Annotated in this window: 19 protein-coding genes and 1 pseudogene; 9 read left to right on the top strand and 11 right to left on the bottom strand. The window is 41.8% G+C overall.

From position 1 onward, the window contains the following. Window positions 1–122 precede the first annotated feature (122 nt). A complete protein-coding gene (gene rne, locus AB204_RS16185) occupies window positions 123–3,407 on the top strand; it encodes a ribonuclease E (RefSeq protein WP_047964410.1) in 3,285 nt (1,094 codons plus the stop codon). Between the two features lie 176 nt (window positions 3,408–3,583). After that, window positions 3,584–4,210 (top strand): SDR family oxidoreductase, encoded by a 627-nt coding sequence (locus AB204_RS16180; protein ID WP_047964409.1) that lies wholly within the window; start codon window positions 3,584–3,586, stop codon window positions 4,208–4,210. Between the two features lie 76 nt (window positions 4,211–4,286). On the opposite strand, the gene tmaR is transcribed toward AB204_RS16180, so the two are convergent. Continuing rightward, window positions 4,287–4,607 (bottom strand): PTS system regulator TmaR, encoded by a 321-nt coding sequence (gene tmaR / locus AB204_RS16175; protein WP_047964408.1) that lies wholly within the window; start codon window positions 4,605–4,607, stop codon window positions 4,287–4,289. A 620-nt stretch (window positions 4,608–5,227) separates the two neighbouring features. Between tmaR and AB204_RS16170 the strand changes: the two genes are divergently transcribed. Next, window positions 5,228–5,761, top strand: coding sequence for a hypothetical protein (locus AB204_RS16170; RefSeq protein WP_047964407.1), 534 nt, complete (start codon window positions 5,228–5,230; stop codon window positions 5,759–5,761). 395 nt (window positions 5,762–6,156) lie between these two features. Continuing rightward, entirely contained in the window at window positions 6,157–7,587 is a 1,431-nt protein-coding gene (gene sbcB, locus AB204_RS16165; protein WP_047964406.1) for an exodeoxyribonuclease I, read from the top strand. 84 nt (window positions 7,588–7,671) lie between these two features. Here sbcB and dld read toward each other — a convergent pair whose 3' ends face one another. The 8 genes from dld to yieE form a co-directional block, all read right to left on the bottom strand. Next, on the bottom strand, window positions 7,672–9,417 hold the full coding sequence (gene dld, locus AB204_RS16160; protein WP_047964405.1) for a D-lactate dehydrogenase: 1,746 nt from the start codon (window positions 9,415–9,417) through the stop codon (window positions 7,672–7,674). A 347-nt stretch (window positions 9,418–9,764) separates the two neighbouring features. Further along, window positions 9,765–11,141, bottom strand: a complete 1,377-nt coding sequence (locus AB204_RS16155; RefSeq protein ID WP_047964404.1) for an APC family permease — start codon at window positions 11,139–11,141, stop codon at window positions 9,765–9,767. 663 nt (window positions 11,142–11,804) lie between these two features. After that, complete coding sequence (locus tag AB204_RS16150; RefSeq protein WP_047964403.1) at window positions 11,805–13,802, bottom strand: ligand-gated channel protein; 1,998 nt, start codon at window positions 13,800–13,802, stop codon at window positions 11,805–11,807. A gap of 173 nt (window positions 13,803–13,975) precedes the next feature. Continuing rightward, window positions 13,976–14,764: an ABC transporter ATP-binding protein gene (locus AB204_RS16145; RefSeq protein WP_047964402.1), complete on the bottom strand. Its 789-nt coding sequence runs from the start codon at window positions 14,762–14,764 to the stop codon at window positions 13,976–13,978. Further along, window positions 14,761–15,846: a FecCD family ABC transporter permease gene (locus AB204_RS16140; RefSeq protein WP_047964401.1), complete on the bottom strand. Its 1,086-nt coding sequence runs from the start codon at window positions 15,844–15,846 to the stop codon at window positions 14,761–14,763. The genes AB204_RS16145 and AB204_RS16140 overlap by 4 nt, the downstream gene beginning before the upstream one ends. A gap of 19 nt (window positions 15,847–15,865) precedes the next feature. Beyond that, a complete protein-coding gene (locus AB204_RS16135) occupies window positions 15,866–16,999 on the bottom strand; it encodes an ABC transporter substrate-binding protein (RefSeq protein WP_047964400.1) in 1,134 nt (377 codons plus the stop codon). A 228-nt stretch (window positions 17,000–17,227) separates the two neighbouring features. Beyond that, window positions 17,228–18,715, bottom strand: coding sequence for an amino acid permease (locus tag AB204_RS16130; protein WP_047964399.1), 1,488 nt, complete (start codon window positions 18,713–18,715; stop codon window positions 17,228–17,230). A gap of 137 nt (window positions 18,716–18,852) precedes the next feature. Then, the gene (gene yieE / locus AB204_RS16125) at window positions 18,853–19,716 is read right to left on the bottom strand and encodes a DNA-binding transcriptional regulator YeiE (protein WP_047964398.1); all 864 of its coding nucleotides are present in this window, start codon (window positions 19,714–19,716) and stop codon (window positions 18,853–18,855) included. 187 nt (window positions 19,717–19,903) lie between these two features. Between yieE and AB204_RS16120 the strand changes: the two genes are divergently transcribed. Then, window positions 19,904–20,986, top strand: coding sequence for a YeiH family protein (locus AB204_RS16120; protein WP_047964397.1), 1,083 nt, complete (start codon window positions 19,904–19,906; stop codon window positions 20,984–20,986). A gap of 106 nt (window positions 20,987–21,092) precedes the next feature. Continuing rightward, window positions 21,093–21,935, top strand: a complete 843-nt coding sequence (nfo, locus tag AB204_RS16115) for a deoxyribonuclease IV (RefSeq protein ID WP_047964396.1) — start codon at window positions 21,093–21,095, stop codon at window positions 21,933–21,935. On the opposite strand, the gene fruK is transcribed toward nfo, so the two are convergent. Next, a complete protein-coding gene (gene fruK / locus AB204_RS16110; protein ID WP_047964395.1) occupies window positions 21,936–22,874 on the bottom strand; it encodes a 1-phosphofructokinase in 939 nt (312 codons plus the stop codon). A gap of 243 nt (window positions 22,875–23,117) precedes the next feature. On the opposite strand from fruK, the pseudogene AB204_RS24020 reads away from it, so the two are divergent. The 3 genes and pseudogenes from AB204_RS24020 to yeiP all read left to right on the top strand — a co-directional run. Next, window positions 23,118–23,195, top strand: a pseudogene (locus AB204_RS24020) (nucleotide triphosphate diphosphatase NUDT15); the annotation flags it as partial. Window positions 23,196–23,360: 165 nt separating this feature from the next. Beyond that, window positions 23,361–24,605, top strand: a complete 1,245-nt coding sequence (gene mtr / locus AB204_RS16105) for a tryptophan permease (RefSeq protein ID WP_047964394.1) — start codon at window positions 23,361–23,363, stop codon at window positions 24,603–24,605. A 130-nt stretch (window positions 24,606–24,735) separates the two neighbouring features. Continuing rightward, window positions 24,736–25,308, top strand: coding sequence for an elongation factor P-like protein YeiP (yeiP, locus tag AB204_RS16100; protein ID WP_047964393.1), 573 nt, complete (start codon window positions 24,736–24,738; stop codon window positions 25,306–25,308). Window positions 25,309–25,386: 78 nt separating this feature from the next. On the opposite strand, the gene AB204_RS16095 is transcribed toward yeiP, so the two are convergent. Next, window positions 25,387–25,698, bottom strand: a complete 312-nt coding sequence (locus AB204_RS16095) for a hypothetical protein (protein ID WP_047964392.1) — start codon at window positions 25,696–25,698, stop codon at window positions 25,387–25,389. Window positions 25,699–26,139: the final 441 nt, after the last annotated feature.

Raw genomic sequence — 26,139 nt, 5'->3', positions numbered from 1 at the left:
ATACAAACGATAGCCGTGAGGCTGGCGGTTTTGTAAAAGACACGAGGCCATCGGTAACCAGTAGCGCATCTCTTTTTTACTCGCCGCTCTATATTAATGTAAAAAATAATGAGTAAGTTAGAATGAAAAGAATGTTAATCAACGCAACTCAACAAGAAGAGTTGCGTGTTGCCCTTGTTGATGGGCAGCGTCTTTATGATTTGGATATTGAAAGCCCAGGACACGAGCAGAAAAAGGCCAATATTTATAAAGGTAAAATTACCCGGATTGAACCTAGCCTAGAAGCTGCTTTTGTTGATTATGGCGCAGAACGGCATGGTTTCCTCCCCATTAAAGAAATTGCTCGCGAATATTTCCCAAGTAATTATCACTCCCATGGCCGCCCTAATATTAAGGATATCCTTAAAGAAGGTCAGGAAGTCATCGTTCAGGTTGATAAAGAAGAACGAGGCAATAAAGGTGCAGCTTTAACAACCTTTATCAGTCTGGCTGGCAGCTATCTGGTTCTGATGCCAAATAACCCAAGAGCAGGCGGAATTTCTCGCCGCATCGAAGGTGATGATCGTATCGAATTAAAAGAGGCTCTTTCTTCTCTTGAAGTTCCTGAGGGGATGGGGCTTATCGTCCGTACCGCAGGTGTAGGCAAATCTGCTGAAGCCTTGCAGGGAGATTTGAACTTCCGTCTGAAACATTGGGAAGCGATTAAGAAAGCGGCTGACAACCACCCCGCTCCATTCCTGATTCATCAGGAAAGCAATGTTATCGTGCGGGCTTTCCGTGATTATCTGCGTCCAGATATCGGCGAAATCTTGATTGATAATCCGAAAATTCTTGACTTGGCACGCCAACACATCACTGCTCTGGGCCGTCCTGATTTTGCCAGTAAAATCAAGTTGTACAGCGGTGAAGTTCCCCTGTTCAGCCATTATCAAATAGAGTCGCAAATTGAATCGGCTTTCCAGCGTGAAGTTCGTCTGCCTTCCGGTGGTTCAGTGGTCATTGATACGACTGAAGCCTTGACCGCAATCGATATTAACTCATCCCGCTCAACCCGCGGTGGTGATATCGAGGAAACGGCCTTTAATACTAACTTGGAAGCTGCTGATGAAATTGCCCGCCAATTGCGTTTGCGTGACCTCGGTGGCCTTATTGTTATTGACTTTATTGACATGACGCCGGTTCGTCACCAGCGTGAAGTTGAAAATCGGTTGCGTGATGCGGTACGCCAAGATCGGGCTCGTATTCAAATTGGCCGTATTTCCCGCTTTGGCCTATTGGAAATGTCACGCCAGCGTTTAAGCCCATCTCTGGGTGAATCCAGCCATCATGTCTGCCCTCGTTGTAGCGGCACAGGAACTATTCGCGACAATGAATCACTTTCCTTGTCAATACTGCGCCTCATCGAAGAAGAAGCACTAAAAGAAAATACATATCAGGTTCATGCTATTGTTCCGGTACAAATTGCTTCCTACTTACTGAATGAAAAGCGTAAGGCAGTCAGCGCAATTGAACATCGCCAAGGTGGTGTAGGCGTTGTTATTGTTCCAAACGATCAGATGCAGACTCCGCATTTCTCCGTTTTACGTGTACGTAAAGGTGAAGAAATTTCTGTTTTAAGCTATATGCTCCCACAAATTCATGAAGCAGAAATGATAAACGCTCAGGATGACAGCCAGCCTGAGCGTAAGCGTCCAGAACAACCTGCCATTTCAGCGTTTGATCTGCCAGCAGAAACACCGGCACCTGCTGTAGCAAAAGCAAAAGAGAAAAAGGCGACTGTTAATAACCAGAAGCAAGCTGAAAAACCTGGGTTGCTCAGCCGTTTTGTTTCTGCCCTGAAGAAAATATTCAGTGGTGAAGAAGAAAAACAAACTCAGGAAAAGGGGAGAAAATCCTCTGGTAATGATAACCGTCGTCCAGCAGAACGTCGCAACTCTCGCCGCCAGAATCAACGCCGTGAACGCAACGAGAATGAAACTCGCAATAACCGCGAACGCGATGAACAACGCAAGAGCCGCAATGTTCAGCAGAAAAATAATACTCAAGAAAACCTGACAATAGACAATGAAGCTCGTGAAGCACAGCAACAACAACGCCGTGAACAACGTGCTGAACGTCAGCGTCGTCGTCAGGAAGAAAAACGTCAGCAACAACAGGAAGCCAAAGCTCAACAGGTAATAAATAAACCTGAGGTTGTCGAAGAGGAAGTTGAAGAGCTCCAGCCTGTCATGCCTCGTCGTCAACGTCGCCAGCTTGAGCAGAAAATACGCATCATTGATGAAGTGAAAAAAGAGGTCAGCATTGCTGCCTTACCAACAGTAATGCCTGAAACTGTATCAACAAACACAGAAGAAGCGCAAAAAGCTAAAGCGCCTGTCCCTGCCGTTATTGATACGAATATTGAAGCAGCAAATCAACCAGCTATGCCACAAAGTCCGGTTGTGCAAAACTCAGCTTCACAAAACTCAGTTTCACAAAACATTGCCTCACAAAATAATGAGCAACAAGATAACACGATGCCACGTCGCTCCCGCCGTTCGCCACGCCACTTACGTGTCAGTGGTCAACGTCGTCGTCGTTATCGTGATGAACGTAATCTGACTCAATCACCAGTGCCATTAACAATGGCTGTGGTATCACCAGAACTGGCATCAGGCAAAGTTTGGGTTCGTTATCCCGTCACACCAGTAACACCTGTTGAGCTTGAAACCCCGGTAGCTATTGATACCATTGAAGAAAAAACAACACCTGCGCAGCAAGAAAATGTGATTCTAATGCCAGCAGTAGTAGAGTCTGTGCCAACTTCAACAGAAGTTCATATTGAGGTTGTTGAAAAACAAGATGTCACGACTCATGGCAAAGCTGAATCAACCAGCAATGATGCGCCTATCACGATATCTGTAGAACCGGAAATCGCGGAACCTATTATCAATCATCATGAAAAACATCAGCCAGAAGTTTTAGGTGATATTACATCTCATAAAGCTGTATCTCATGAAGCTGTACCTAATGAAACCGTGCTCCATGAAACAGTACAGCATGATAATGTAGCATCACATGATACTGAAGAAACACGTCACCCTGCGGAAACCATCGTTGTGACGCCTATTCTTGAACAGGAACATCATGAAGAACAACCAACTGTCGCAACGGAAGTATGCGCTAAGGCAGAGGAAGTTAAAACGAAAGAGGCAAAAGCTGCTGAGTCTTCGATTATCATGGAAAAAAATCATCACGCTTATTCCCCAATGACGAAAGCGCCAGCACCAGATATGGCAACAAAACCTGTTGTTATCACTGAATGGCAGCGCCCTGATTATCCGTTCAACGGTAAAGGTGGTGCAGGTGGGCATTCTGCAACAAATATCGCAACTTCTGCTATGTCGAAACCACAATCATTCGAATAATCAGATAATGTGATTTTCTGTAAAACTCAAAATGGCTCCTCTTGTTAGGAGCCATTTTTTTATCCATATACGATAAATATAGGTCAATTTGATTTTATTTAACCAACTATTCCAATAAAATCGGATGATTATCATTCTCATTTAATATAGTTAATTTTATGGAGAAATTCCCATCTATGAAACCTTGGCTTATTTTTGGTGCTGGAAAAGGTGTCGGACGCCATCTGGCGGCTATCGCTCTGGAACAGAAACGCCCTGTCACAGCATTAATCCGCGATGATCAACAGGTGTTGGAACTGAGTACAGCAGGCGTTAACGTAATACACGGTGATGCCTGTGACAAAAAGAGTATAGAAAAAGCGATTTCACAAGCAGGAGAAAATCCGATCATTTTTTCAACTATTGGAGGGGGAGATGCCGATCATTACGGAAATATTGCCATCATAGATGTGTTGGAACAGGCTAAGATCTCCCGCATGTTATTGGTGACATCTATCGGATGTGGTGACAGTTGGAAAACATTATCTCCACGGGCCAAATCATTATTTGGGCAGTCAGTCCGGCACAAATCACTCGCAGAGAGTTATCTACAAACCAGTACATTGGATTTTACAATTATTCGTCCTGGTGGCTTAACTGATCAATCAGGTACAGGACATTGCCAGCGTTATCAAGAAGAAGTTCATGGCATGGTAAGTCGGGAAGATGTCGCCAAGCAATTGGCACAAATGGCCGAAGATGGACAAACTTACTATCAGATTTATGCCTTAGTTGATCCTGAGCTAAAACCGCATTGGAACTGATTTACAAAAGATCCTAAAAACATAACCACGCCATTAGGCGTGGTTAATTGTCTGTTCAAACTTGAACAACTAAAACTCACTTGATTCCACTATCCATCGCTTTGAGTTTCTTAGATAACTCCCGGCGCTCTTTAGACAGTTCAGCATTTTTGATGATGTATTCATCAACGCGCTCTTCATAATCACTGCGCATATGAGCGATAATCCCTTGAATATCTTCAACCGACATTCCCGGTTTGATGTAATCACTTAGGTTATCGAGGAGGAGTACACGCTTTTGGTTATCTCGAATTTTTTTCTCATTATCTACAATTTCGCGCTGTAATTTGTTCTTACGACGGAATATACGCACAAACTCCAGTACATTGTGGAATGTTGGCTTATTTGTGTTGTCCATTTTTTACACCTTTTTAATCAGACCGATAATTTCTTATGCTAACTACACAATACAATTTCAAGCAGCACATAGACAAGTCAGTTTCGACAATTTATTGATGGGGTCTACACAGATTGCTTCACATAACTCTTTGGGGCTGTGAATAACATGCTTCACACAAAGATCATGACAAAGTGAACAACTCATTTCATTATCCTTTATATTAATTTGAGCCATAACAAGGGCATTAAACGACAATGCATTCCTTGAGCACTTGGCGCTGTAAGCTGGTAGTCAGGATCAACCATAATGTCTACTATGTGAAAGAAACATGCTCCATCTCCAATCACACGTCCCATACCAATCAACCTCCCTTGATCGCGTAAACAGATTGCAAGCAGTGAATTCACATGCCTCATACTAACGGCCCCATCATAAAATCCAAAATCGGTTTATTAAATCTTGTCGAAACCTTAGGTAATATTGCCCACACTGGGAAAATTTAAAAAATTGCCTGAAATACATTGGAAAACAGGTTTCGGTAAAAAGTCAAAGCTTGAATTACTGCAGATTTAACTAACTCTAGCTCATTTTCGAGTGGACTGTAATGAGTTAAACATTGCACAGGCCGAGGAATACACATGTACGCCAAATATATCGGGAAAGATGATCCCCAAAACAATTTAGTTAAAAACAAGATTTATAAACTCACAGAGCAAGATAACGGTAAGTATTCGATTAATGGGGTTTTTGTTCATTCTGACACTGTGGTAGCCGTGTATCCGCATCCACACGCGGCTTTAATTGAAGAATATGCAAAACTCGCAGCCGAACATGATGAACCATGGCGCTGGTTTCAATATCGCAAGGACGCTTCCGAAAATTGGCAGAATTGCACTAAAAATTTAATTTTTATCCAGACATTGGAATTCAGGCTAAAGCCTAATCCACTCATTGTCCGCATTGGCGAATGTGACGTACCTGTACCTGAAAGAAAACCGCCCCTGAAAGGTACAAAATATTATATCCCTGATCTTCTATCTGATGATTGTGTTGACCCACTTATATGGGATAACAGCAACATAGACTTACGTTTGCTAGATAGAGGATTGGTACACCTTAATGCAGATGCTGCTAACATCCATGCATATGCACTCCTTTCTCTGACCAAATAGCAACACCGAATTAAAGGGCATCCGACCATTTTTTCTATTCTCTCATATCAAAAAGCACACCTGTTTGGTTAGCACGCCTTACCCGATAATCGGCAAGTGTGCTTTTTGATATGCGGAAGGGAATATCACAACAGAACGGATACCTTAATCCCAAAGCCACCCATATCTAATAATTCAGATTGGCCTGAATATGGTTTACCATGTAAAAGGCTTAATCTGGTGTCACTGAGAACCGTAATTCTGAGTACACATCTTAAACATGAGTTTGGTACACATACACAGTATTTCCTCAGGAAAACAGTAAAGAAATTTAGCTACATTAGCCAAACAAATGAGACGCCAATAAAAGCCTAACTCTATAATTAATTGATAAATTAAATGGGGATAACTCAACGTTGAACACCAGTAAAGAAGAACAAAGTTTCTACTTTCATGATTACGAAACTTTTGGTAAACACCCTGCCCTAGATCGTCCCGCTCAATTTGCAGGCGTTCGCACCGACAGTGATTTCAATATCATTGAAGAACCTTTAGTGGTGTATTGTGCCCCCTCTGACGATTATCTTCCTGATCCTGAGGCTGTCATGATCACAGGCATTACACCACAATTGGCTCTGAAAAAAGGCGTCAATGAGGCGGAGTTTGCTCGTCAAATCCATGCAGCATTCAGTAAACCGAATACGTGTATTCTTGGATACAATAATATTCGTTTTGATGACGAAGTCAGTCGCAACATTTTTTATCGTAATTTTTACGATCCTTACGCTTATAGTTGGCAAAAAGGTAATTCCCGCTGGGATCTTCTTGATGTATTACGTGCCTGCTATGCCTTGCGCCCAGAAGGTATTATCTGGCCAGAAAATGATGATGGTTTACCGAGTTTCAAGCTAGAACATCTGACAAAAGCCAACGGTGTTGAACATACTCAGGCCCATGATGCTATGTCCGATGTTTATGCCACTATCGCAATGGCAAAATTGGTAAAAAAAGCTCAACCTCGTTTGTTTGATTACTTTTTCCAATTAAGAAATAAACAGAAGATCAGCCATCAGATTGATATTCCGCAAATGAAACCTCTGGTTCATGTATCAGGTATGTTTGGTACGTTACGCAGTAATATTAGCCTTATTGCACCCTTAGCATGGCATCCAACAAATCGTAACGCGGTGATCATGTGTGATCTGGCGGGCGATCTCACCCCATTATTGGAACTCAATGCAGATGAATTACGCGATCGTTTATACACCCGGCGTAATGAACTACAGCCAGGTCAAACTCCAGTCCCCATTAAATTAGTACATATCAATAAGTGCCCAATCATCGCACCAGAAAATACATTACGGCCAGCGGATACAGAACGAGTAGGATTAGATCGCAATCAATGCGAACAAAATTTAGCTATTTTGCGCAATCATCCTCAAATCAGAGAAAAAGTTGTTGAATTGTTTTCTCATCCGGAAGAATTTCCAGAATCTGATAATGTCGATACTAAGTTGTATAACGGCTTTTTCGGTGATGCCGATAAAACCGCAATGGAAATTATCCGGGAAACAGCCCCTCAGAATTTACCGGCATTGGATTTATCGTTCCAGGATGTACGCATTAAGGCACTCTTATTCCGTTATCGCGCCAGAAACTATCCGGCAACTCTGGATTATGACGAACAACAACGCTGGTTGCGCCATCGTCGAGATATCTTGACACAAGAAAGTATTAGTCAATATCTTGCAACGATTGACGAGCTTTTTGTTGAATATCAAGCTGATGAAGAAAAATGCCGCCAGTTAAAAGCATTGGTTGATTATGCAGTCCAACTAGCTGGATAAAACTTCCACCCAATTTCCATGTTTTACGATAGAAAAAGACAAAACCTGAAGGATTGTCTTTTTCTATTTCTTCATTAAAACAAGCTAATCATGCTGGTGATCTATATGCTGGCATCCACACTCCCCCGCCCAATTTTTTAGTTTGGAGGTTTTGCCAATTCCCGGATTTAAGGTGTTGGTAGGATCAGTCATCTGATAGAACTGTTTGAGCTGCGGTTTAGCTTCATATAAATGACCCACATTGTGTTCAGCAGGATACTCGGCTCCACGTTGATTCAAAATTTCCAACATTTTTGCTTTCAGTGCATAAACATCTGTACCCTTTTTGACAATATAATCCTGATGGAATACATGGCACATAAAATGACCATAATACAGCCGATGCACTAATGCTTCATTTATATCTTCAGGCAAGGTTTCAAACCATTCACGATCATTGCGTCGCAGAGCAATATCCAGTGCCAGAATATCTTCCACTTCATTACTGTGAACAGCTTGATAACGAATAGCGGCCCCTGCGGCTGCAAAACGGTGTAAAAATGCTTTTGCTCCTTCTTCTGGCGTACAGGCAAAATATTCTCCCTCAGCCTGTTTGAAGTAGCTTTTCAACCACTCACTCGCTTCCTTAATACCTTTACCAGACATTTTCAGCATTAAGTGATGTTCAAAACGATTCCGGTACTCTTTCAGACGAGCAGGCAAATGAGCAGGTAATAAACGGCTCAAGCCCTGCATGGCCCGGTCGGTTAAATGAGAAGGCAAAAACGGTACTTTACCCAATATGGCATCCATTCGCCCTTTCAGGCTGAAAAACATTGGCATTTTATCTGTGCCTAGTTTATCAATCATGACGAAAGTATCTTTTCCATACATTTCAGCAATATCAAAAATATCCCGATGCATGTATTCTCCGGCAACGGGCAAGTTCCGGAAATTTGACAGAATATGGCGGCGTAACTCCGTCAAGACCTCAGGTTGATTCGTGCCAATATAAAAAACCTGCGAAGATGATTCTGCCGGAAAAGTATCAAGACGAACAGCAAAGACAACTAATTTACCCGCACAGCCAGAGGCTTCAAACAACCTGCGCTCATCGGCATTAAAACGTGATGGAGTTTCTGCATCAACATCCCTGATACGCTGTGAATATTCATGATCAGAAGCAACTCTTTCAGTGTGCTCAATATCTTCGGCACGATAATGCTGCTCTTCCAGACGAGACAGAATATCTTCAGGTTTATCACCTAATGCTATTCCCAAATGGTTAATAAGTTCAGCCTCACCTTTTTCATTAACGCGACCATATAACGCCATTTCGGTATAAGCGGGTCCACGCTGAACCAGAGAACCCCCTGAATTATTACAAATTCCCCCAATAACAGAGGCACCAATACAGGATGAACCTATAACTGAATGAGGTTCGCGCCCCAACGGTTTCAATACTTTTTCCAGATGCCATAATGTACTGCCGGGAAAAGCAATAACTTGATTGGTAGATTGAAGTACCTGAATTTTATCCATCCGTAGGGTGCTTATGATAACGATATCACGGTCATAGTTATCGCCATTCGGTGTAGAACCTTCCGTTAATCCAGTATTAGCTGCTTGCATTAAGATAATTTTGTCAGCTTCAACACAAGCTTTGAAAACTTTCCACTGTTCCAATAGCGAACCCGGAAACACAACCGCAAGGGCATTTCCTTGCCCGGAACGAAAACCTTTTCGATAACGTTCTGTTTTTCTGGGTTCAGTGAGGATATGGGAAGAACCAACGATATTGGTGAGAACAGCAATTAGTTGTTGATTTTGTGGACTTTTAACATCATTCATAATAGTACTATTACCTTATGAGAACTTACCAGACAGGCTCTTGCTGAAATCAATCAGGTATGGCGAAATTATTATCTATTATACCCTTTCCATTACAATTTGTTGATTTCTTATCCATATTTCAACTTGGAATCTATTAGGCACTGACTGCATTTTAATGTTCTTCATGCAATAACTGCTTTTTTCTATTTTTTCTATTTCCTGTTTTTAAAGCAAAAACAGCACCCGAAGGTGCTGTTTTTGCTTTAAAAACAGCACCCGAAGGTGCTGTTTCAAAAAAGTATCAATGTACTCTTTTCTTTCAGGCCACTACTGTAGTAGCGGCAATCTGAAATCATCTTTTACTGTCATGACTCACTGAACTGTGGCATTGGTTGACGGAAGCTACGGGTCACAAAGAACATATAAAGGAGACCAAATCCGCCCCAAATCAAACCTAATTCCATCGATTTTGCTTCCAGGTTCATCCACAAAACACCTACTGTCGCTGCCCCCAAAAGTGGCAGGATCAAGAAATTCAAGGTGTCTTTCAGTGTATTATTGCGGCGTTCACGAACATAGAATTGCGAGATCACCGACAAGTTAACGAAAGTAAATGCCACCAGTGCACCAAAATTAATCAATGCAGTTGCAGTCACCAGATTCAACCAACAGGCTGACAGAGCAACAATGCCAACCAATAGGACGTTAATCGCAGGAGTACGCCATTTTGGATGAACATAAGCAAACACTTTCTCAGGCAGTACACCATCACGCCCCATCACATAAAGCAGCCGGGAGACACCTGCATGAGCAGCCATACCGGAAGCCATTACAGTGACACAAGAGAAGACTAAAATAATCGCTTGGAATAGTGCCCCGGCAACATACAACATAATTTCCGGCTGAGATTCATCCGGGTTTTTAAACCGCGAAATATCAGGGAAATAGAGTTGTAAGAAATAAGATACCGCAATGAAGATAACACCACCAATTAATGCGGTCAGGAAAATCGCTTTCGGAATGACCTTTTCCGCATTAGGTGTTTCTTCAGACAAGGAACTGATGCCGTCAAACCCGAGGAAAGAGAAACAAAGTATCGTCGCTCCGGTTATCATTGGAATCAATTTCGCTTCTTCCGACGTAAACGGCCGCATACTGAGCAATGTGCCAGCACCTTCACCATGATGTACGCCGTACATTAATAAGCCAACAAATGCCACTATAACAGCTACTTGCACAACCACGATCAAACCGTTGAGGTTAGCCACAACGTTGATACCACTCAGGTTGAAAACTGTCATCAAAATTGCCAAACCAACGACAAAGATCCAAGGATCAACACCGGGGAAAATGGCTTGAAGATAAATTTTTGCCAGCAGGATATTGATCATCGGCATAAGCAGATAATCCAGCAAAGATGACCAACCTACCATAAACCCAAGATGGGGGTTCATTGATTTTTGTACATATGTATAGGCAGAGCCTGCTGATGGAAAACGTTTTACTAATTTCCCGTAACTTAAAGCTGTAAATAAAATTGCGATCAGTGCGATAGCATAAGATGTCGCGACATGCCCATCCGTTAATTTGGAGACAATACCAAAAGTATCAAAGATAGTCATTGGCTGTATATAAGCAAGGCCCATCATGACCACCTGAAACAAGGTCAAGGTTTTTCTCAGTTGGACGCGGTTATTGGCACTGGCTTGGTTAGTGCCGAGAGAGATTGAATTATGCGACATGAGCGAAACCTCCCATAACTTCGATTTGGGTACTGATACAACTACTTAATCGATAGTTACTGGGTAGACTTCGCATCTGTCTATAAACAGAAAAGAAAGAAAAATTAGAGGATGGTAAATTAATAGAGCGCCATGCCCCATAGTCATCGTTGCAGCAACGAGCGCCAATCGGCACAAGTGCAAAAGAGAATAATTGCTCCATATTTGCATTCCTCAGTACAGCAACCTTATTTCAATTATGGTTGCTTTTGGTCAGTATCGATCCGGAACAAAATCCGGCCTCTTGGTGTTGTAAAAAATAACTCAACGCAAAAAAAATAACTGATGCATATTTACGCATCAGTTATTTTTAGTGCACGCATTTTGCACTTCGAGTCCAGAAATAGCAAGTGCTATAACACTAAAAATCTATTATTTTTTACGACACTACAAAGCCTTAGAGGATAGGCTCTTACTGAGTCAGTGCTGAAATTTAACGCCATCATATCCATTGATTAGCCTCTGTAAATTTTTAGCACAGAGCGAAACTATTTGCCAATTGATTATGATGACGTTGATGTCAAAAAAATCATCCCATCATCATAAAATTGATGTGGGATGCTTTTATATTACGTCTAAATGTTAAGTATAATGACTAATATTAATGAAAAAACGAAATATTAATTAAAAATCATAATTGATGCCGATATTGTAACGGCGGCCATCTAGAACTGCGCCATGGATTTCTTGGGTAACGCATTTGTCAAAAAGGTTGTAAACTCCCCCCAGAAGACGAAGGTCTTTTGTCAGATTATAAGACACACCGAGATCAACAAAAGTATAGGATGGTGTACCTGCTCTTGGTTGACCACGATATATATAATCTGTTGATTTACTTCTAAAGTTTACACGAGCCCACGTTTCCATTTCTGGAAGTGCCTGCCAGTTCAATGTTGCATTAACCATATGCTTTGGCACTTTGTTTAAAGCTATTCCCTTTTCTTTACCGCTTTTTTGCTCTGACTCAGTGTATGTATAGTTTGCCGCTAATGATAAGCTTTCCACTATATCCCAATTCATAGTGGTCTCGATACCTCGAAGATTAGCCTTATCTACGTTCACACGATCACTGATAAACTTATAAGCCGCATCGCCAATTGTACATTTTTTATCCCAACCACCTCTTGTGTCGGTACAACGACGTAATTCCGTGATCTTATCTTTGTAATCTGTATTGAACAAAGTCAAGCCAATGTCCAGGTTCTCCTGATTATTCCAAATTATACTAATTTCTTGATTCAGGCTTTTTTCTGGTTTTAGGTCTGGATTACCAACAATAACGGCTGTTTTCTCATAAAGACCCTTATCTATTTCTTTAGATGAGCCACCTGTACCTTGCCCCCAATCAGAAGAAACCTGACGCAATTCAGGAGAACGATATCCTGTTGCTATCCCGCCTTTTAATGTCCATTGTTCATTTAAGTGCCATACACCATATACACGCGGAGTCCAATGAATACCAAACTCTTCATCCTTATCCATGCGAATACCGCTCGTTAAGGCAAAATCATTGGTCATTTGCCATTCATCTTCGACGAAAAGAGCCCAACTCCAACGATCTAATTTATCTACCTTTTTCTCTGATAGCAGTCTATTTTGATTATCCCTTAAAGTCTCATAACGGTATTGTCCACCCACCGTTAATGTATGTTCATCTAAGATAAAATTCACATGACTATTAAATACAGTGTCACTATATTTCATTTCACGACTAGGGTTTCGTGATTCATCTTTTTGAATATAGGAAGTGACTGTACCAAAATCATAAATACCATTATGAGTAATGGAATAATTATTACGAGAAAACTTTTCCTTACCTGTGCTATTATCTGATTTCCCTTTAGTAGTATTGCGATCCTGCTCATATCTCCCAATTTCAAAATCGAAAGTATTTTGCTCATCCGGTGTCAGAGATAAAGTTGCTGCTCCATTACGCATCTCTTGTTCTCTAAAGCCATCAAAGAATTTGTCTTCATTACGATGAGAAAACAAACCCATTACTTTTAATCCCAACAGCCCATCAATTACAGGACCTGCCGCATACACATTGGTTTGATAGCTATTGCCTGAATCTTTACTTTCGGTTAGTGTCGTATCGGCACGTAAACTAGCTTTCCACTCTTTTTGTGCTTTACGTGTGATAACATTAATTACTCCCCCCATGGCATCAGAACCATAGAGAGCAGACATTGGCCCACGCACTACTTCAATACGCTCAATCGCAGATAATGGTGGTAACCATCCTTGTTCAATACCTGGACCATCGCTATTTGGTCGAGTCGAACGAGTATCTACACGTTTTCCATCAATTAAAATCAAGGTATATTTTGATGCCATCCCACGCATACTAATATCACTTTTACTACCACCGCCCGTAACAACCACCCCTGGCACATCTTTCAATGCATCCGTCACATCACGGTAAGCTTTAGTTTCCAACTGTTCACGGCTAACAACTGAAATGGAAGCAGGTGCATCTTCAATTTTTTGCTGGAAACCCGCTGCGGTTGTTACAACTATTTTATCTTCACCGCCATTAGCTGCATTAACAGTCAAAACAGTGCTGGATGAGATAGCAGCAATAATGCCTAATACGATTTTTTTCTTTGCAAAAACAGCCATTCCCGATTCTCCAAAAGATAGAATAGAATAGAATAGAATAGAATTAATTTAATTTAATATGGATAATCGACATACACCCGCAACACAGGGATAAATATTTATCCCTGTCAGTGTTATGCTTATTAAATTAATGACTTTTTAATTTAATAAAACAGTTTATATCTTTTATTATTCTAACTCGCCAATTCCGCCACTAAGCCATCAATTAATACTTGTGGTACCCCCTGAGAACAACGCTCAATTCGGCCTTTGATACCATAAACCTCAGCCAAACTATCAGGTGTGATAACCTGTTCAGGTGCACCTTCAGAAATTAATTGGCCTTTCTTTAGCATTAATACATGGTCTGCGTGACGCAACGCAATATTTATATCGTGAACAACAACAACAGTAATAATATTACGACGTCTCGTTTCTCGTGCAACCAAATCCATGACGTGATACTGGTAATTTAAATCCAGTGCACTTAATGGTTCATCAAGTAACAATAGTGCCGGATGGCGGATTAATGACTGAGCCAATCCAACCAACTGTTTCTGACCACCCGATAATTGATCCAAGTAGCTAAGAGCCAAATGATCAATACCAAGCTGGCGTAGCAGCTCCATAACTTCTTTCTCACACTGGCTACTACTTACACCACCTGATGCTCGCTGAGCAACAATCACAGATTCGAGTACATGGAGATGAACGCCCGCTGGTAGCGATTGAGGTAAATACACCACGCTTTTTGCGCGTTGGGCAAAACTCATCTGCATCAAATCCTGCCCATCCAGCAGTAATTCACCACTGGCTTTATTCAAACCCGCCAGAGCACGTAACAGCGTGGATTTTCCACAGCCATTCGGCCCCAGCAATACGGTAATTTGACCACGCGGCAATGGCTTAACATCCAGATTTTGGATGACAGGATGTTTCGGATACCCCGTTATCAGACGATTTATTTTTAGCCCCTGACTCATACATTCCCCCTATGGCGTAAAACTATGCTAAGGAAGAAAGGCACACCCACTAACGATGTCACGATCCCCACCGGTATAATGATACCCGGAATTAAGTTCTTAGAGACAATAGAGGCCATCGACAAAACCAGTGCGCCAATTAATGCACTCGCAGGCAGGAAGAAACGATGATCTTCACCAAACATTATTCTGGCGATATGAGGTGCCACCAGCCCGATAAAAGCAATTGGCCCAACAAACGCAACCGCTAATGCAGTCAGAATACTAATACGCAGTAATGTTCCTAAACGAAGACGGCTGATATTGATTCCAAAGCTGGTAGCGCGATCTTCTCCCAAGCGCAACGCGGTCAATTTCCAGGAATTGCTCATTGAGATAGGCATAATAACGGAAAAGACCAGCATCATAACGCCCAGTTTTTCCCACGTCGCTCTGGCAAGACTCCCCATCGTCCAGAAGACCAAACCCTGTAAGGTATCTTCCGTGGCAATAAATTGCATCATAGAAACCAGCGCATCGAAGGTAAATACCATCGCAATGCCGAACAATACAACACCGGAAGTTGCCACTCTTGTCCAGCGGGTAATGCCATCAAGCATCAACGCGGCCAGCAATGCAAAAAGAAAAGCATTTGCCGAGATGAACCACTGATCCGGAATGCCAGGAATACCAATTCCAAGCACAATGGCCAATGCCGCACCAAAAGAAGCGGCATGGGAAACACCCAAAGTAAACGGGCTGGCTAATGGGTTATTCAGGATTGTCTGCATTTCAGCACCGGCCAGCCCGAGAGACAGGCCAATCACTACCGCCATCAGAGCATAGGGTAATCGAATATCCCAAACAATCACCCGGGTTGCTGCGTTAACACTTTCCGGTGAAATCAGTGTTTGCCAAAGGGATTGCAGTGATAACCCCGATGGCCCCATTGTAAAATCCAGTACAACAGAAGTACCAATCACCAAAATGATGAACAATATCCATGCAATACGTCGACGCAGGATATGACGATAATGTGCTTTTATATCGCACTCATTTAATTTCTGTTTCACCATTGGCATAGGCTCGGTAGTGACGCTCATTTTTATTACCTGTTACTACTTATTTCTCACTAACCCAATACGTACCTGCTGGTTCAACAGCCAAGAATTTATTGTGAAGCTCTTTCAATGTTTGCTGTGGATCTAAGTCAGCAAATTTTTCAGGGTAGAACCATTTGGCAAAAACTTGCGTAACAACAACATTATAAGGAGAGTTGTAGTAGTGGTGCCAAATAGCATAGCTACGGCCTTCTTTCACTGCGGTTAATGTGTTGATGCCATTACGTTCAGTGATGGCTTTTAGTCCAGCACGGGCAATATCTGCGGAAGTCTGGGCTCCCATTTTAATGCCCTCATCTTTATCACCCGGATCTTGTGCACCACTTGCAATGTAGATATAAGGATCATCGGCAATCACTTTTTCCAGATTCATTGTACCCAATGGAGATGGCAATACATTTTTGGCAATGTTTTTGCCTCCAGCCAAGTCAATGAAATTCCCCATATTGCCGTTACCCGCCGTACCACAGCAATCTTCGCTGGAGCCTGCTCTTAACTCAATAAATACGGAAGGCTTCTCAGCTTCTGGTATACGATCAGTAATATCAGTCACCAGTTTCAGATTTTTTTCATAAAAATCGGCGTAAGCATTTGCTTGTTCTTCACGGTGCAGGATTTTGCCCAGCATACGGAGGCTAGGTAATGTGTTTTTCAAAGGATCATTGCGGAAATCGACAAAAACAACCGGAATACCCGCTTTTTCCAACTGTTTTACCAGTTCGCTGTTTTTTCCGGGACCATGCCCAGACAGACCAAAAATAGCAACATCAGGATTCAATGTAAGTACTTTTTCAGAACTGACACTATCCTCGCTGGTATTACCAATCAGGGGAATGTTATCGATTTCAGGGAATTTAGCTTTATAGATGGCGTAAGTTTGCGGATCTAGCTTGCGGAAATCACCTTGCCAGCCAGCAATGCGAGCCAGAGGTTTATCTCCTTCCAACAGTGCAACAGAATGGAATAGACGACCTTCGCCCAACAAAATCCGGTTGACTTTCTCAGGCACTTCTACGGTACGTCCAGCAACATCAGTGACTGTTTCAGCCCAAGATGCAAAACTTGCCATCATGGCGGAGCCTGCTATCAGACTGACACCCATACTTTTCACGACTGCTCGAAATACAAACTTCACTTTAGTTAGCCTCTTCATGCAACAATTGTGGCGCTAACAATAAAGCAAATAAGAATACTTATCAATGCGATTGATTCGGTGTATCCCAAATTTACAGTCTATATTTTTCCTCTAATCCCCTGAAAAATAAAAACTGCCGATTCCATCACAGAATAGGCAGCTTTTTGTCACAAAAAAGTCATGATGTTGTAATCAATAAATATCAATCCATTGAATATTTATTCACAACTATTCTTTATCGGTGTATTTGAATACTGGAAATTCCATCTCATTATACTTAACAAAGCGGGTTTTCTTTTTCAATTTGTAACCAAACCAAATAATCAGAAATAATGGAATGCCAATGTACGTTGCAATAACGCCATACCAATCAATCTTATCTTGTAGAAACGCCTGATAGTTCTGCCCCAATGTGATAGCCAAACACAAAATAAAGGCAAAAATTGGCCCAATAGGAAAGAAACCGGAACGATATGGCAGGTCATTCAGATCCAGCCCGCGCGCAACATAGCCTTTACGGAAACGGTAATGACTGATTGCAATTCCTAACCAAGCGATAAACCCGGTCATCCCTGAGGTATTCAATAACCACAGATAAACGGTTTGGTTGCCAAACATAGAGCTGAGGAAACACAATCCTGCCACCACAGTGGTTACATAAAGTGCATTACGTGGAACCCCACCTTTCGACAAATGACCAAAAATTTTCGGTGCTTTACCTTCTCTTGCGAGAGTGAACAGCATTCGGGTAGAGGCATACATTCCTGAATTCCCAGCCGAAAGCACAGCAGTCAATATCACTGCATTCATTATGGCAGCCGCTGACAGCAATCCAGCATTTTGAAATACCAATGTGAATGGACTGACACTGATATCTTTCACCCCATTACGCAATAAGCTCGGATCAGTGTAAGGAATAATTAGGCTGATGATCAAAATAGCGAACACATAAAACAGCAGGATACGCCAGAATACTTTACGAACCGCACGAGGAATGTTTTTCGCTGGATCTTTGGATTCTCCGGCGGTGATCCCAATCAATTCTGTGCCCTGAAAGGAAAAGCCGACAATCATGGCCACGCCAATCATAGCAGCAAAACCACCTGCAAATGGCGCATCATCAACGGCCCAGTTATGCCAGCCAGCCCCCTCAGCACCTTTCATAATGCCGGCGATCATCAGAATACCGATGATGATAAAAACAATAACCGTAGAGACTTTAATCAAGGAGAACCAATATTCTGCTTCACCAAAGCCTTTAACAGAGATGAAATTCAACAAAAAAACCAGGCCAAGGAACAACGCACTCCATATCCAGCCAGGGACATCAGTAAACCAATACCCCATAACTAATTGTGCAGCGACAAGGTCAACAGCAATCGTCACCGCCCAGTTATACCAGTAGTTCCAGCCCAATGCGAAGCCAAAACCTTCATCCACATATTTGGAGCCATAGGTTGAAAACGATCCAGAAACCGGCATGTACGCAGCCAATTCGCCTAAACTGGTCATCAAGAAATAGACCATGAGGCCAATTAAGGCATAGGAAAGTAAAGCTCCACCTGGGCCAGCCTGAGAAATAGTTGCGCCTGAAGCAACAAATAATCCCGTACCAATTGATCCACCGATGGCAATCATTGCCATATGTCGTGCTTTTAATTCACGGCGCAGGTTTTTCGGAGCCTGATCCCGTGGCGTACATTGTTCTTGAGACATTCTATTCCTGTATCATTAAAATAACTTTAATGCGGAATTGTAACAAATCCTCGTCTCCAGAATAGCGGCGATTCGTGGTTATAAGATACCTTCATAATCCATAACCAATTATAAGCTACACGATTATGCTCTTAACACTAGCGACAATAATGCAGTAACTTTTGCAGTGCATTGGACATATGTTTCTGACGATGGTGAATCAAGTACAGGTTACGATTGAGACTAAGGCCAGGGATGATAAGTTCAGTTAACGTCCCGTTTTTTAATTGCTCTTGAACGACCTTCCGTGAAAGGCAACTTATCCCCATTCCATACTGAACCGCATGTTTAATGGCTTCCGAATTTCCCAGTTCCATTGCGATATTGAACCGAGGTATTTGTGAGAACAGAAGATGATCTAACACTTCTCTGGTCCCTGAACCTTTTTCTCTCAATATCCAAGGTGCTGTAATCAAATCCTCAATAGTAAGATCACGTTGCAATAATGAACTTTCTGGCGAAGAAAAGATAATTAGCTCATCTTTCATCCACGGTTGAGTGATCAAATCAGGATCATGACACAAACCTTCAATCAACCCCAAGTCGACACGAAATTCTGCAACCGCCTTTATGACATCTTCAGTATTGCCGATATTCAATTCCAATGGCGTATCAGGGTAATCCTGACGATATTTCGCCAGCATTTCAGGCAACATATAGTTGCCAATCGTGCTACTGGCCGCTAGCCGCAATGCCCCCAATTCAAGTTTGAAAAGCTGCTCCACTTCTCCAGCCTGTTCAAGTAATGCTAATGCCTTAGGATAGAGCAAACGCCCATGTTCATTAGTCACCAGACGTTTCCCTACTCTATCAAACAGCCGTACTCCCAACTGTCCTTCGAGATCTGTCAGTGAAGCACTCACCGCAGATTGTGATAACGCCAACTGCTGAGAAGCCTGTGTCGTTGAACCACTTTTCAGAACTTCTGCAAAAATCTCCAGTTGTCTCAGAGTGATACGCATATGGCCTCACGGGAAGCAAAATAAGTAGAAAGGTAATCTTGATTTTAGACAGTATTATGCAACTTAACAAAAGTCACCTACAATTAACTATTTTTAGTGGTTATATATATAAAAATTATCAATTTTATTGATTTAAATATTAGCTATATGCTTATTTCAAAAATACATAAGCAATAGAGTAGCCCAAATGTCTGAAACTCAATTCGGTGAACCAGAAAAAAGCCACCGACACACTGCAATAAAATTCATTCCTGGATTCATATTAACCGCAATCCTGACTGCCCTTGCTATCTATATTGGTAATATTCCATGGTTTATAAATATGGGGTTAGGCGTCCTGACACTCGCTATTTTATTAGGAATTTGTGTCGGCAACACACTCTATCCTTTTTTAAAACCCACTTGTGATAGTGGCGTTCATGTTTCCAAACACTATTTGTTGCGGGCAGGCATCATTCTTTACGGATTTCGATTAACGTTCCAACAAATCACCGACGTAGGTGCAACAGGAATACTGATTGATGTCATTATGCTTTCTTCAACTTTTTTTATCGCCTTATGGGTTGGACGCTCTTTTTTTCAGTTGGATAATCAAACCGTCATCCTGATTGGTGCCGGTAGCAGCATTTGTGGCGCTGCGGCTGTTATGGCAACAGAACCCGTCGTCAAAGCCACTCCTAGCAAAGTCGCTGTGGCTGTATCTACGGTGGTAATTTTTGGCACGCTTGCAATCTTTATCTATCCGTGGTTTTACCAGCTCAATACCCATTACCAGTGGTTTAACTTTTCTCAAGAAACATTTGGTATCTTTTCTGGTTCAACCGTTCATGAAGTTGCTCAAGTTGTCGCTATTGGGCATACATTAGGAAGCGATGCTGAAAATGCGGCCGTCATTAGCAAAATGATCCGCGTGATGTTATTGGCACCATTCCTGTTGCTACTTTCCGGTTATATCAGCCGCATGAAAACACCACATTGCCAGACCGAACAGAAAAAATCCCCAATCACTATTCCGTGGTTTGCTGTGTTCTTTATTGCGACAGCAGGTTTCAATTCTTTTCGTTTATTACCTGAATCCCTTGTTAACGATATCATTGCCGTGGATACCATCATGCTGACAATGGCAATGGTTGCATTAGGCTTAACCACGCATATCAGCGCTATTCGTCAGGCAGGAATTAAGCCCATTTTATTGGCACTCATCCTGTTTATTTGGCTAATGGTGGGAGGGTTAATCGTCAATCAGGGCATTCAGCATTTATTTAGCTAATCCACCATAAAGAGGATCTAACTCTCAGTTGAATTGACTGTTTCCGGCAAAATTGTATCAACGGAACAAACAATGCCATAATGACGAGAAAATAGGAGAAAAGAATATGAAATTTGTTGGAGCTCATGTGAGCGCAGCGGGTGGTGTTGATCAGGCGGTGACCCGTGCCCACGAATTAAAAGCAACAGCATTTGCCCTGTTCACGAAAAATCAGCGCCAGTGGCACGCCCCGCCGCTATCAACAGATGTCATTGATAAATTCAGGGCAAACTGTGAACGTTATGGTTATGGCAGCCGACAAATTCTTCCCCATGACAGCTATTTAATCAACCTTGGTCATCCTGAAACGGAAGCACTGGAAAAATCCCGTGCTGCATTTCTTGATGAAATGCAGCGCTGTGAACAGTTGGGCATCGATCTACTCAACTTCCATCCGGGCAGCCATCTCAATAAAATTGACATAGATAAGTGCCTCGCTCGTATCGCAGAATCCATTAATATCACGTTAGACAAAACACGAGGCGTCATTGCTGTCATCGAGAATACCGCCGGGCAAGGAACCAACCTTGGTTTTAAGTTTGAACAACTCGCTGCGATTATTGACGGTGTTGAAGACAAAAACCGGGTTGGCGTCTGTATTGATACCTGCCACGCTTTCGCTGCAGGTTATGATTTACGTACGGAAAAAGACTGTGATGAAACTTTTCAGGCATTCGATAAAATAGTTGGGTTCAAATATCTTAAAGCTATGCATTTGAACGATGCCAAAAGTGAATTTTCCAGCCGCGTTGACCGACATCACAGTCTTGGCGAAGGCAATATCGGCAAAACACCTTTCAGCTATATCATGAAAGATGATCGCTTCAATGGTATTCCCTTAGTACTCGAAACGATCAATCCAGATATTTGGGCTCAGGAAATTGCCTGGCTGAAATCCCAACAGAACTGATTATCTGACTGAAGTCAGTTCAATCCTTGACATCATTGAAGCAAGTTCAGTACGGCTTCTAATTCCAACGTTCGACTGGCTGACCGTAAGTGCAGAAACTGCGGTTGCCAGACGCAATGTATGCTCACTGGATTCACGCATCAGCAAACCATAAACCAATCCACCCACCATGGAATCCCCTGCCCCAACAGTGCTGACTACCTCACAATGGGGCGGTTTTGCCAGCCACGCGCCAGAGGAATTAACCCATAATGCCCCCTGCTCTCCCAATGATATGACGACATGGGCAATCCCTCTGTTACGTAACTTATGGGCAGCATCAATCACACTGTTCAAATCCGGCAGTGGTTTACCGGCCCAAATTTCCAATTCATGGCGATTGGGTTTTACCAGCCATGGCAATGCGTTGAGACCCGCAACGAAAGCTTCGCGGCTACTGTCAAAAATAATACAAGGGCAACACTGCCGTAGTTGCATCATCCAATCTGAAAACAACTCGGGTGTCACTCCCTCTGGCAAACTGCCACTGACAACAACCATATCAAACTGCCCCAACCACGTGAGAGAATCACTGACAAATTGATCCCATTCTTCTGGCGTCACATGGAAACCGGAAAAATTAAAATCCGTCACTTCACCGTGTTTTTCTGTCAGTTTTACATTGATTCGCGTTCGCCCTGAAACCAAATGGAAGCGATTTACCATATTATTTTCGCTGAAAAACTGCTGAAACCCTTCCTGATTCTCCCGCCCCAAAAAACCGCTGACAGTAACATCAATCCCTAAGTCACGCAGTACCTTCGCAACATTGTTTCCTTTACCAGCAGCATTCAACCCCGCTGTCTGTACACGATTAACGGTTCCCTTAGTAATATCTGGGCATAAACCAACTAAATCATAAGCTGGATTTAAGGTAATTGTGGCAACTCGGCGGCTCATCTTGCCCGGTTTCTCCTGAATAAACAGTCATAAGTAACGTTAAGATTTATCTATGTATTTATATCATCAAAATTGAATCGTTTCAGTTAAAATTACTCCTTGATTGATCATTGTGTCACCGCGATCTAAAAGTAAAAATATGCTGCGACATGATTTCTTGTTAGGTAACAAAAGAAAGCTGTTACAGATAGATAAAATCTATCTGAACCAGCGTAATTAGGTACGGTCCGGAGGAATATATCAGTGTCAGTTGTTGTCGGAGTAGGTGTTGTTATCGTTAACGATAAGGGTGAAGTTCTATTAGGAAAACGTACCCAGAAATTTAATATTCCTTAAGGCAGGTTCATTCCAATAACCTGCCTCACCTTTGTATCCAAAATGTGACAACTCAACTTAATTCGTTTCCATAAATATTTGTTTACACATATTATTTATTAATGTATCTTCGCGCTAGTACAAGGTAACACCATTCATCAGGGAGTCTCTATGACCATTGAGGTAACGCAAAATTTAAAACGCCCCTCCATATTTGGCGGCGCGATGATCATTGCCGGTACTGCTATCGGTGCTGGTATGTTTTCCATTCCAATTGTTACCTCAGGCGTGTGGTTTACAGGTTCAGTCATTTTGCTGGTGTATACCTGCGCATGCCTGTATTTTTCTAGCCTGATGATTATGGAAGCTAATCTGCATTATCCCGCTGGCTCCAGTTTCCATACGGTTACCCAAGATTTACTAGGCAATGGCTGGAGCATCCTGACAGGCTTATCCATCACTTTTGTTCTGTATATCCTGACCTATGCTTATGTTTCAGCGGGGAGCTCAATTATTGTTCACAACATTGAGCATATTATCCCGGTAAAACAATCCGTCGCCGGTCTGATTTTCGCCTTTATCGTTGCCTTCATTGTCTGGTTATCCACGAAAGCTGTAGACCGTTTAAGCACTATCCTAATAGGCGGTATGGTAATCACCTTTATCATGTCTGTTGGTGGTATGTTTACTGAAGTAAAACCAGCTATTTTATTTGATCAAGCCAATACCGAAGCGAATTATTTGCCTTACGCTTTAGTCGCCCTGCCTTATCTACTAGCCTCATTTGGCTATCACGGTAATGTTCCCGGACTGATCAAGTATTATCACAAAGACAGTAAAGCTGTTGCTCGCAGCTTGTTATACGGAACATTAATAACATTAGTCATCTATATTTTGTGGCAGTATGTGATTCAGGGAAACATTCCCCGTGAAGCTTTCAAACAAATTATTGCGGATGGGGGCAATATTGGTAACTTACTGCAACAAATGGATAATACATCCAACAATGCAACCGTGACCCAGTTCCTGAATGCCTTTTCATATATGGCACTGACCAGCTCCTTCTTAGGCGTATCGCTGGGGTTGTTTGATTATCTGGCTGACTTTTTTAAATTCGATGACAGTGGCAAAGGTCGTTTTAAGACAGCATTAATTACATTTATTCCACCCACTGTACTGGCACTGATTTTTCCCAATGGCTTTCTGTACGCAATCGGCTTTGCAGGTCTGGCAGCAACCATCTGGGCAGTGATTATCCCTGCGTTAATGGTTCGGGCTAGTCGTAAACGTTATCCAACATCTGGCTACCGGGTTCCGGGCGGTAATTTCCTGATTGCTTTTGTTATTCTGTTCGGCTTGATCAATGCGACAGCTCATATTCTCTCTTTGTTTAATTTGTTGCCTACTTATCGTTAATACCTTCCTTATTCCCCAGTATTTTTACTGGGGCATTCATTCAACTCTTGCCTAACAGACCGACTGCGAGTAATTTTGTCGCCACTTGAATATTCATTCCACTATTTCCTCGTTCTTATGGAAGGTATCTATGGCTAAAGCCAATGAAATTAAACGCGGTGCTGCAATCAGCCACAATGGAAAACTACTATTAGTCAAAGACATCGATATTCAGTCTCCTAGCGCACGCGGAGCCAGCACTTTGTATAAAATGCGTTTTACTGATATTCGTACTGGTCAAAAAGTGGAAGAGCGTTTCAAAGGTGATGATATTCTTGAAAGTATTACATTAACTCGCCGTAGTGTAAGTTTTTCTTATATTGATGGTGATGAATATATATTCATGGATGATGAAGATTTCACTCCCTATCACTTCAAGAAAGATCAAATCGAAGAAGAATTACTTTTCATTCCAGAAGAGGGTTTACCGGGAATGCAAGTCCTAACGATGGATGGACAATTACTGGCTCTTGAATTACCACAAACTGTTGATATGGTCATTGAAGAAACATCACCGGGTATTAAAGGCGCATCAGCAAGTGCCAGGACTAAGCCCGCCAAAATGAGTACAGGGTTGACTGTTCAAGTTCCTGAATATCTGAGTTCAGGCGAAAAAATCCGCATTCATATTGCGGAACGTCGTTATATGGGACGTTGTGATTAATCCTATACTCTTTAAATATGAGTTGCTCTCTTCGTCGAAATAATATTCGATAAAAAGAGCAACTCATTACCTATTAAATCAGAAATAATCCACATTAACGATTGCCACTCGTTTTTGGTTATCCGTCCACTTCACACTGGAAACACCAATGTTCCCGGGAAGCATAACATTACCTGTTGTTTTCTTAGTTGAGATGATTTGCTTAACAGTGAGGTTTTTCCCTAACCGATAGCAAGAGATATTAGCCTGGATATTTGATATGACAACTTGACATCCTGGATCAACAATTGCGCCTGAAAACCGAATGACTCCTCCATTAGATTCTGCATACCCATAAGAAAGCCATGAAACCAACAAACAGCTAATTAGCAATTTAAGATAATTTCGCATGGTCACCTCACTTTCGTTTTTCCATTAACTCAGACTAAGCTACCTTTTATTCCTTCCCTTCCATCATAACTATTTCACATGAAAAAAATACGACATTGACACTTTTTATTGATAAATATCAAAAGTTAATTTTTGACTACAAAATAAAAACATTAACTTTATTAAATGATTTGCAAAAATGTTATTAAAAATCATTCATTGAACCAAATCACAAATAAATTCTGCAAATTTCATTTATATTATTTAAATAAAACAAACAAGATAATTATGTTTATTACATATAACATTTAGTGATAAGTTATAGTAATAATGCCTAATTTTTTATTTTCTCCCACCCATCTGATTTCTTCTGTCCCGATATGTTTTTGAAGAGATAGCAAAATCTTACTATCCTTTTGATATTCAATCATTTTATCTTGAGTTAATTTTTCGCCATTATAC

Origin of the sequence: Xenorhabdus khoisanae (genome assembly GCF_001037465.1) — a bacterium.
Lineage (GTDB): Bacteria > Pseudomonadota > Gammaproteobacteria > Enterobacterales > Enterobacteriaceae > Xenorhabdus > Xenorhabdus khoisanae.
Note: the sequence above shows the minus strand (reverse complement) of the source record. Positions and strands in the feature narration are given on the sequence as shown.

Coding starts and splice junctions, on each gene's coding strand:
- AB204_RS16150 (WP_047964403.1), bottom strand. CDS start 13,802: ATGGCTGTTTTTGCAAAGAAAAAAATCGTATTAGGCATTATTGCTGCT.
- AB204_RS16180 (WP_047964409.1), top strand. CDS start 3,584: ATGAAACCTTGGCTTATTTTTGGTGCTGGAAAAGGTGTCGGACGCCAT.
- nfo (WP_047964396.1), top strand. CDS start 21,093: ATGAAATTTGTTGGAGCTCATGTGAGCGCAGCGGGTGGTGTTGATCAG.
- AB204_RS16130 (WP_047964399.1), bottom strand. CDS start 18,715: ATGTCTCAAGAACAATGTACGCCACGGGATCAGGCTCCGAAAAACCTG.
- dld (WP_047964405.1), bottom strand. CDS start 9,417: ATGAATGATGTTAAAAGTCCACAAAATCAACAACTAATTGCTGTTCTC.
- AB204_RS16140 (WP_047964401.1), bottom strand. CDS start 15,846: ATGAGCGTCACTACCGAGCCTATGCCAATGGTGAAACAGAAATTAAAT.
- rne (WP_047964410.1), top strand. CDS start 123: ATGAAAAGAATGTTAATCAACGCAACTCAACAAGAAGAGTTGCGTGTT.
- AB204_RS16095 (WP_047964392.1), bottom strand. CDS start 25,698: ATGCGAAATTATCTTAAATTGCTAATTAGCTGTTTGTTGGTTTCATGG.
- AB204_RS16155 (WP_047964404.1), bottom strand. CDS start 11,141: ATGTCGCATAATTCAATCTCTCTCGGCACTAACCAAGCCAGTGCCAAT.
- yieE (WP_047964398.1), bottom strand. CDS start 19,716: ATGCGTATCACTCTGAGACAACTGGAGATTTTTGCAGAAGTTCTGAAA.
- tmaR (WP_047964408.1), bottom strand. CDS start 4,607: ATGGACAACACAAATAAGCCAACATTCCACAATGTACTGGAGTTTGTG.
- fruK (WP_047964395.1), bottom strand. CDS start 22,874: ATGAGCCGCCGAGTTGCCACAATTACCTTAAATCCAGCTTATGATTTA.
- AB204_RS16170 (WP_047964407.1), top strand. CDS start 5,228: ATGTACGCCAAATATATCGGGAAAGATGATCCCCAAAACAATTTAGTT.
- AB204_RS16120 (WP_047964397.1), top strand. CDS start 19,904: ATGTCTGAAACTCAATTCGGTGAACCAGAAAAAAGCCACCGACACACT.
- yeiP (WP_047964393.1), top strand. CDS start 24,736: ATGGCTAAAGCCAATGAAATTAAACGCGGTGCTGCAATCAGCCACAAT.
- AB204_RS16145 (WP_047964402.1), bottom strand. CDS start 14,764: ATGAGTCAGGGGCTAAAAATAAATCGTCTGATAACGGGGTATCCGAAA.
- mtr (WP_047964394.1), top strand. CDS start 23,361: ATGACCATTGAGGTAACGCAAAATTTAAAACGCCCCTCCATATTTGGC.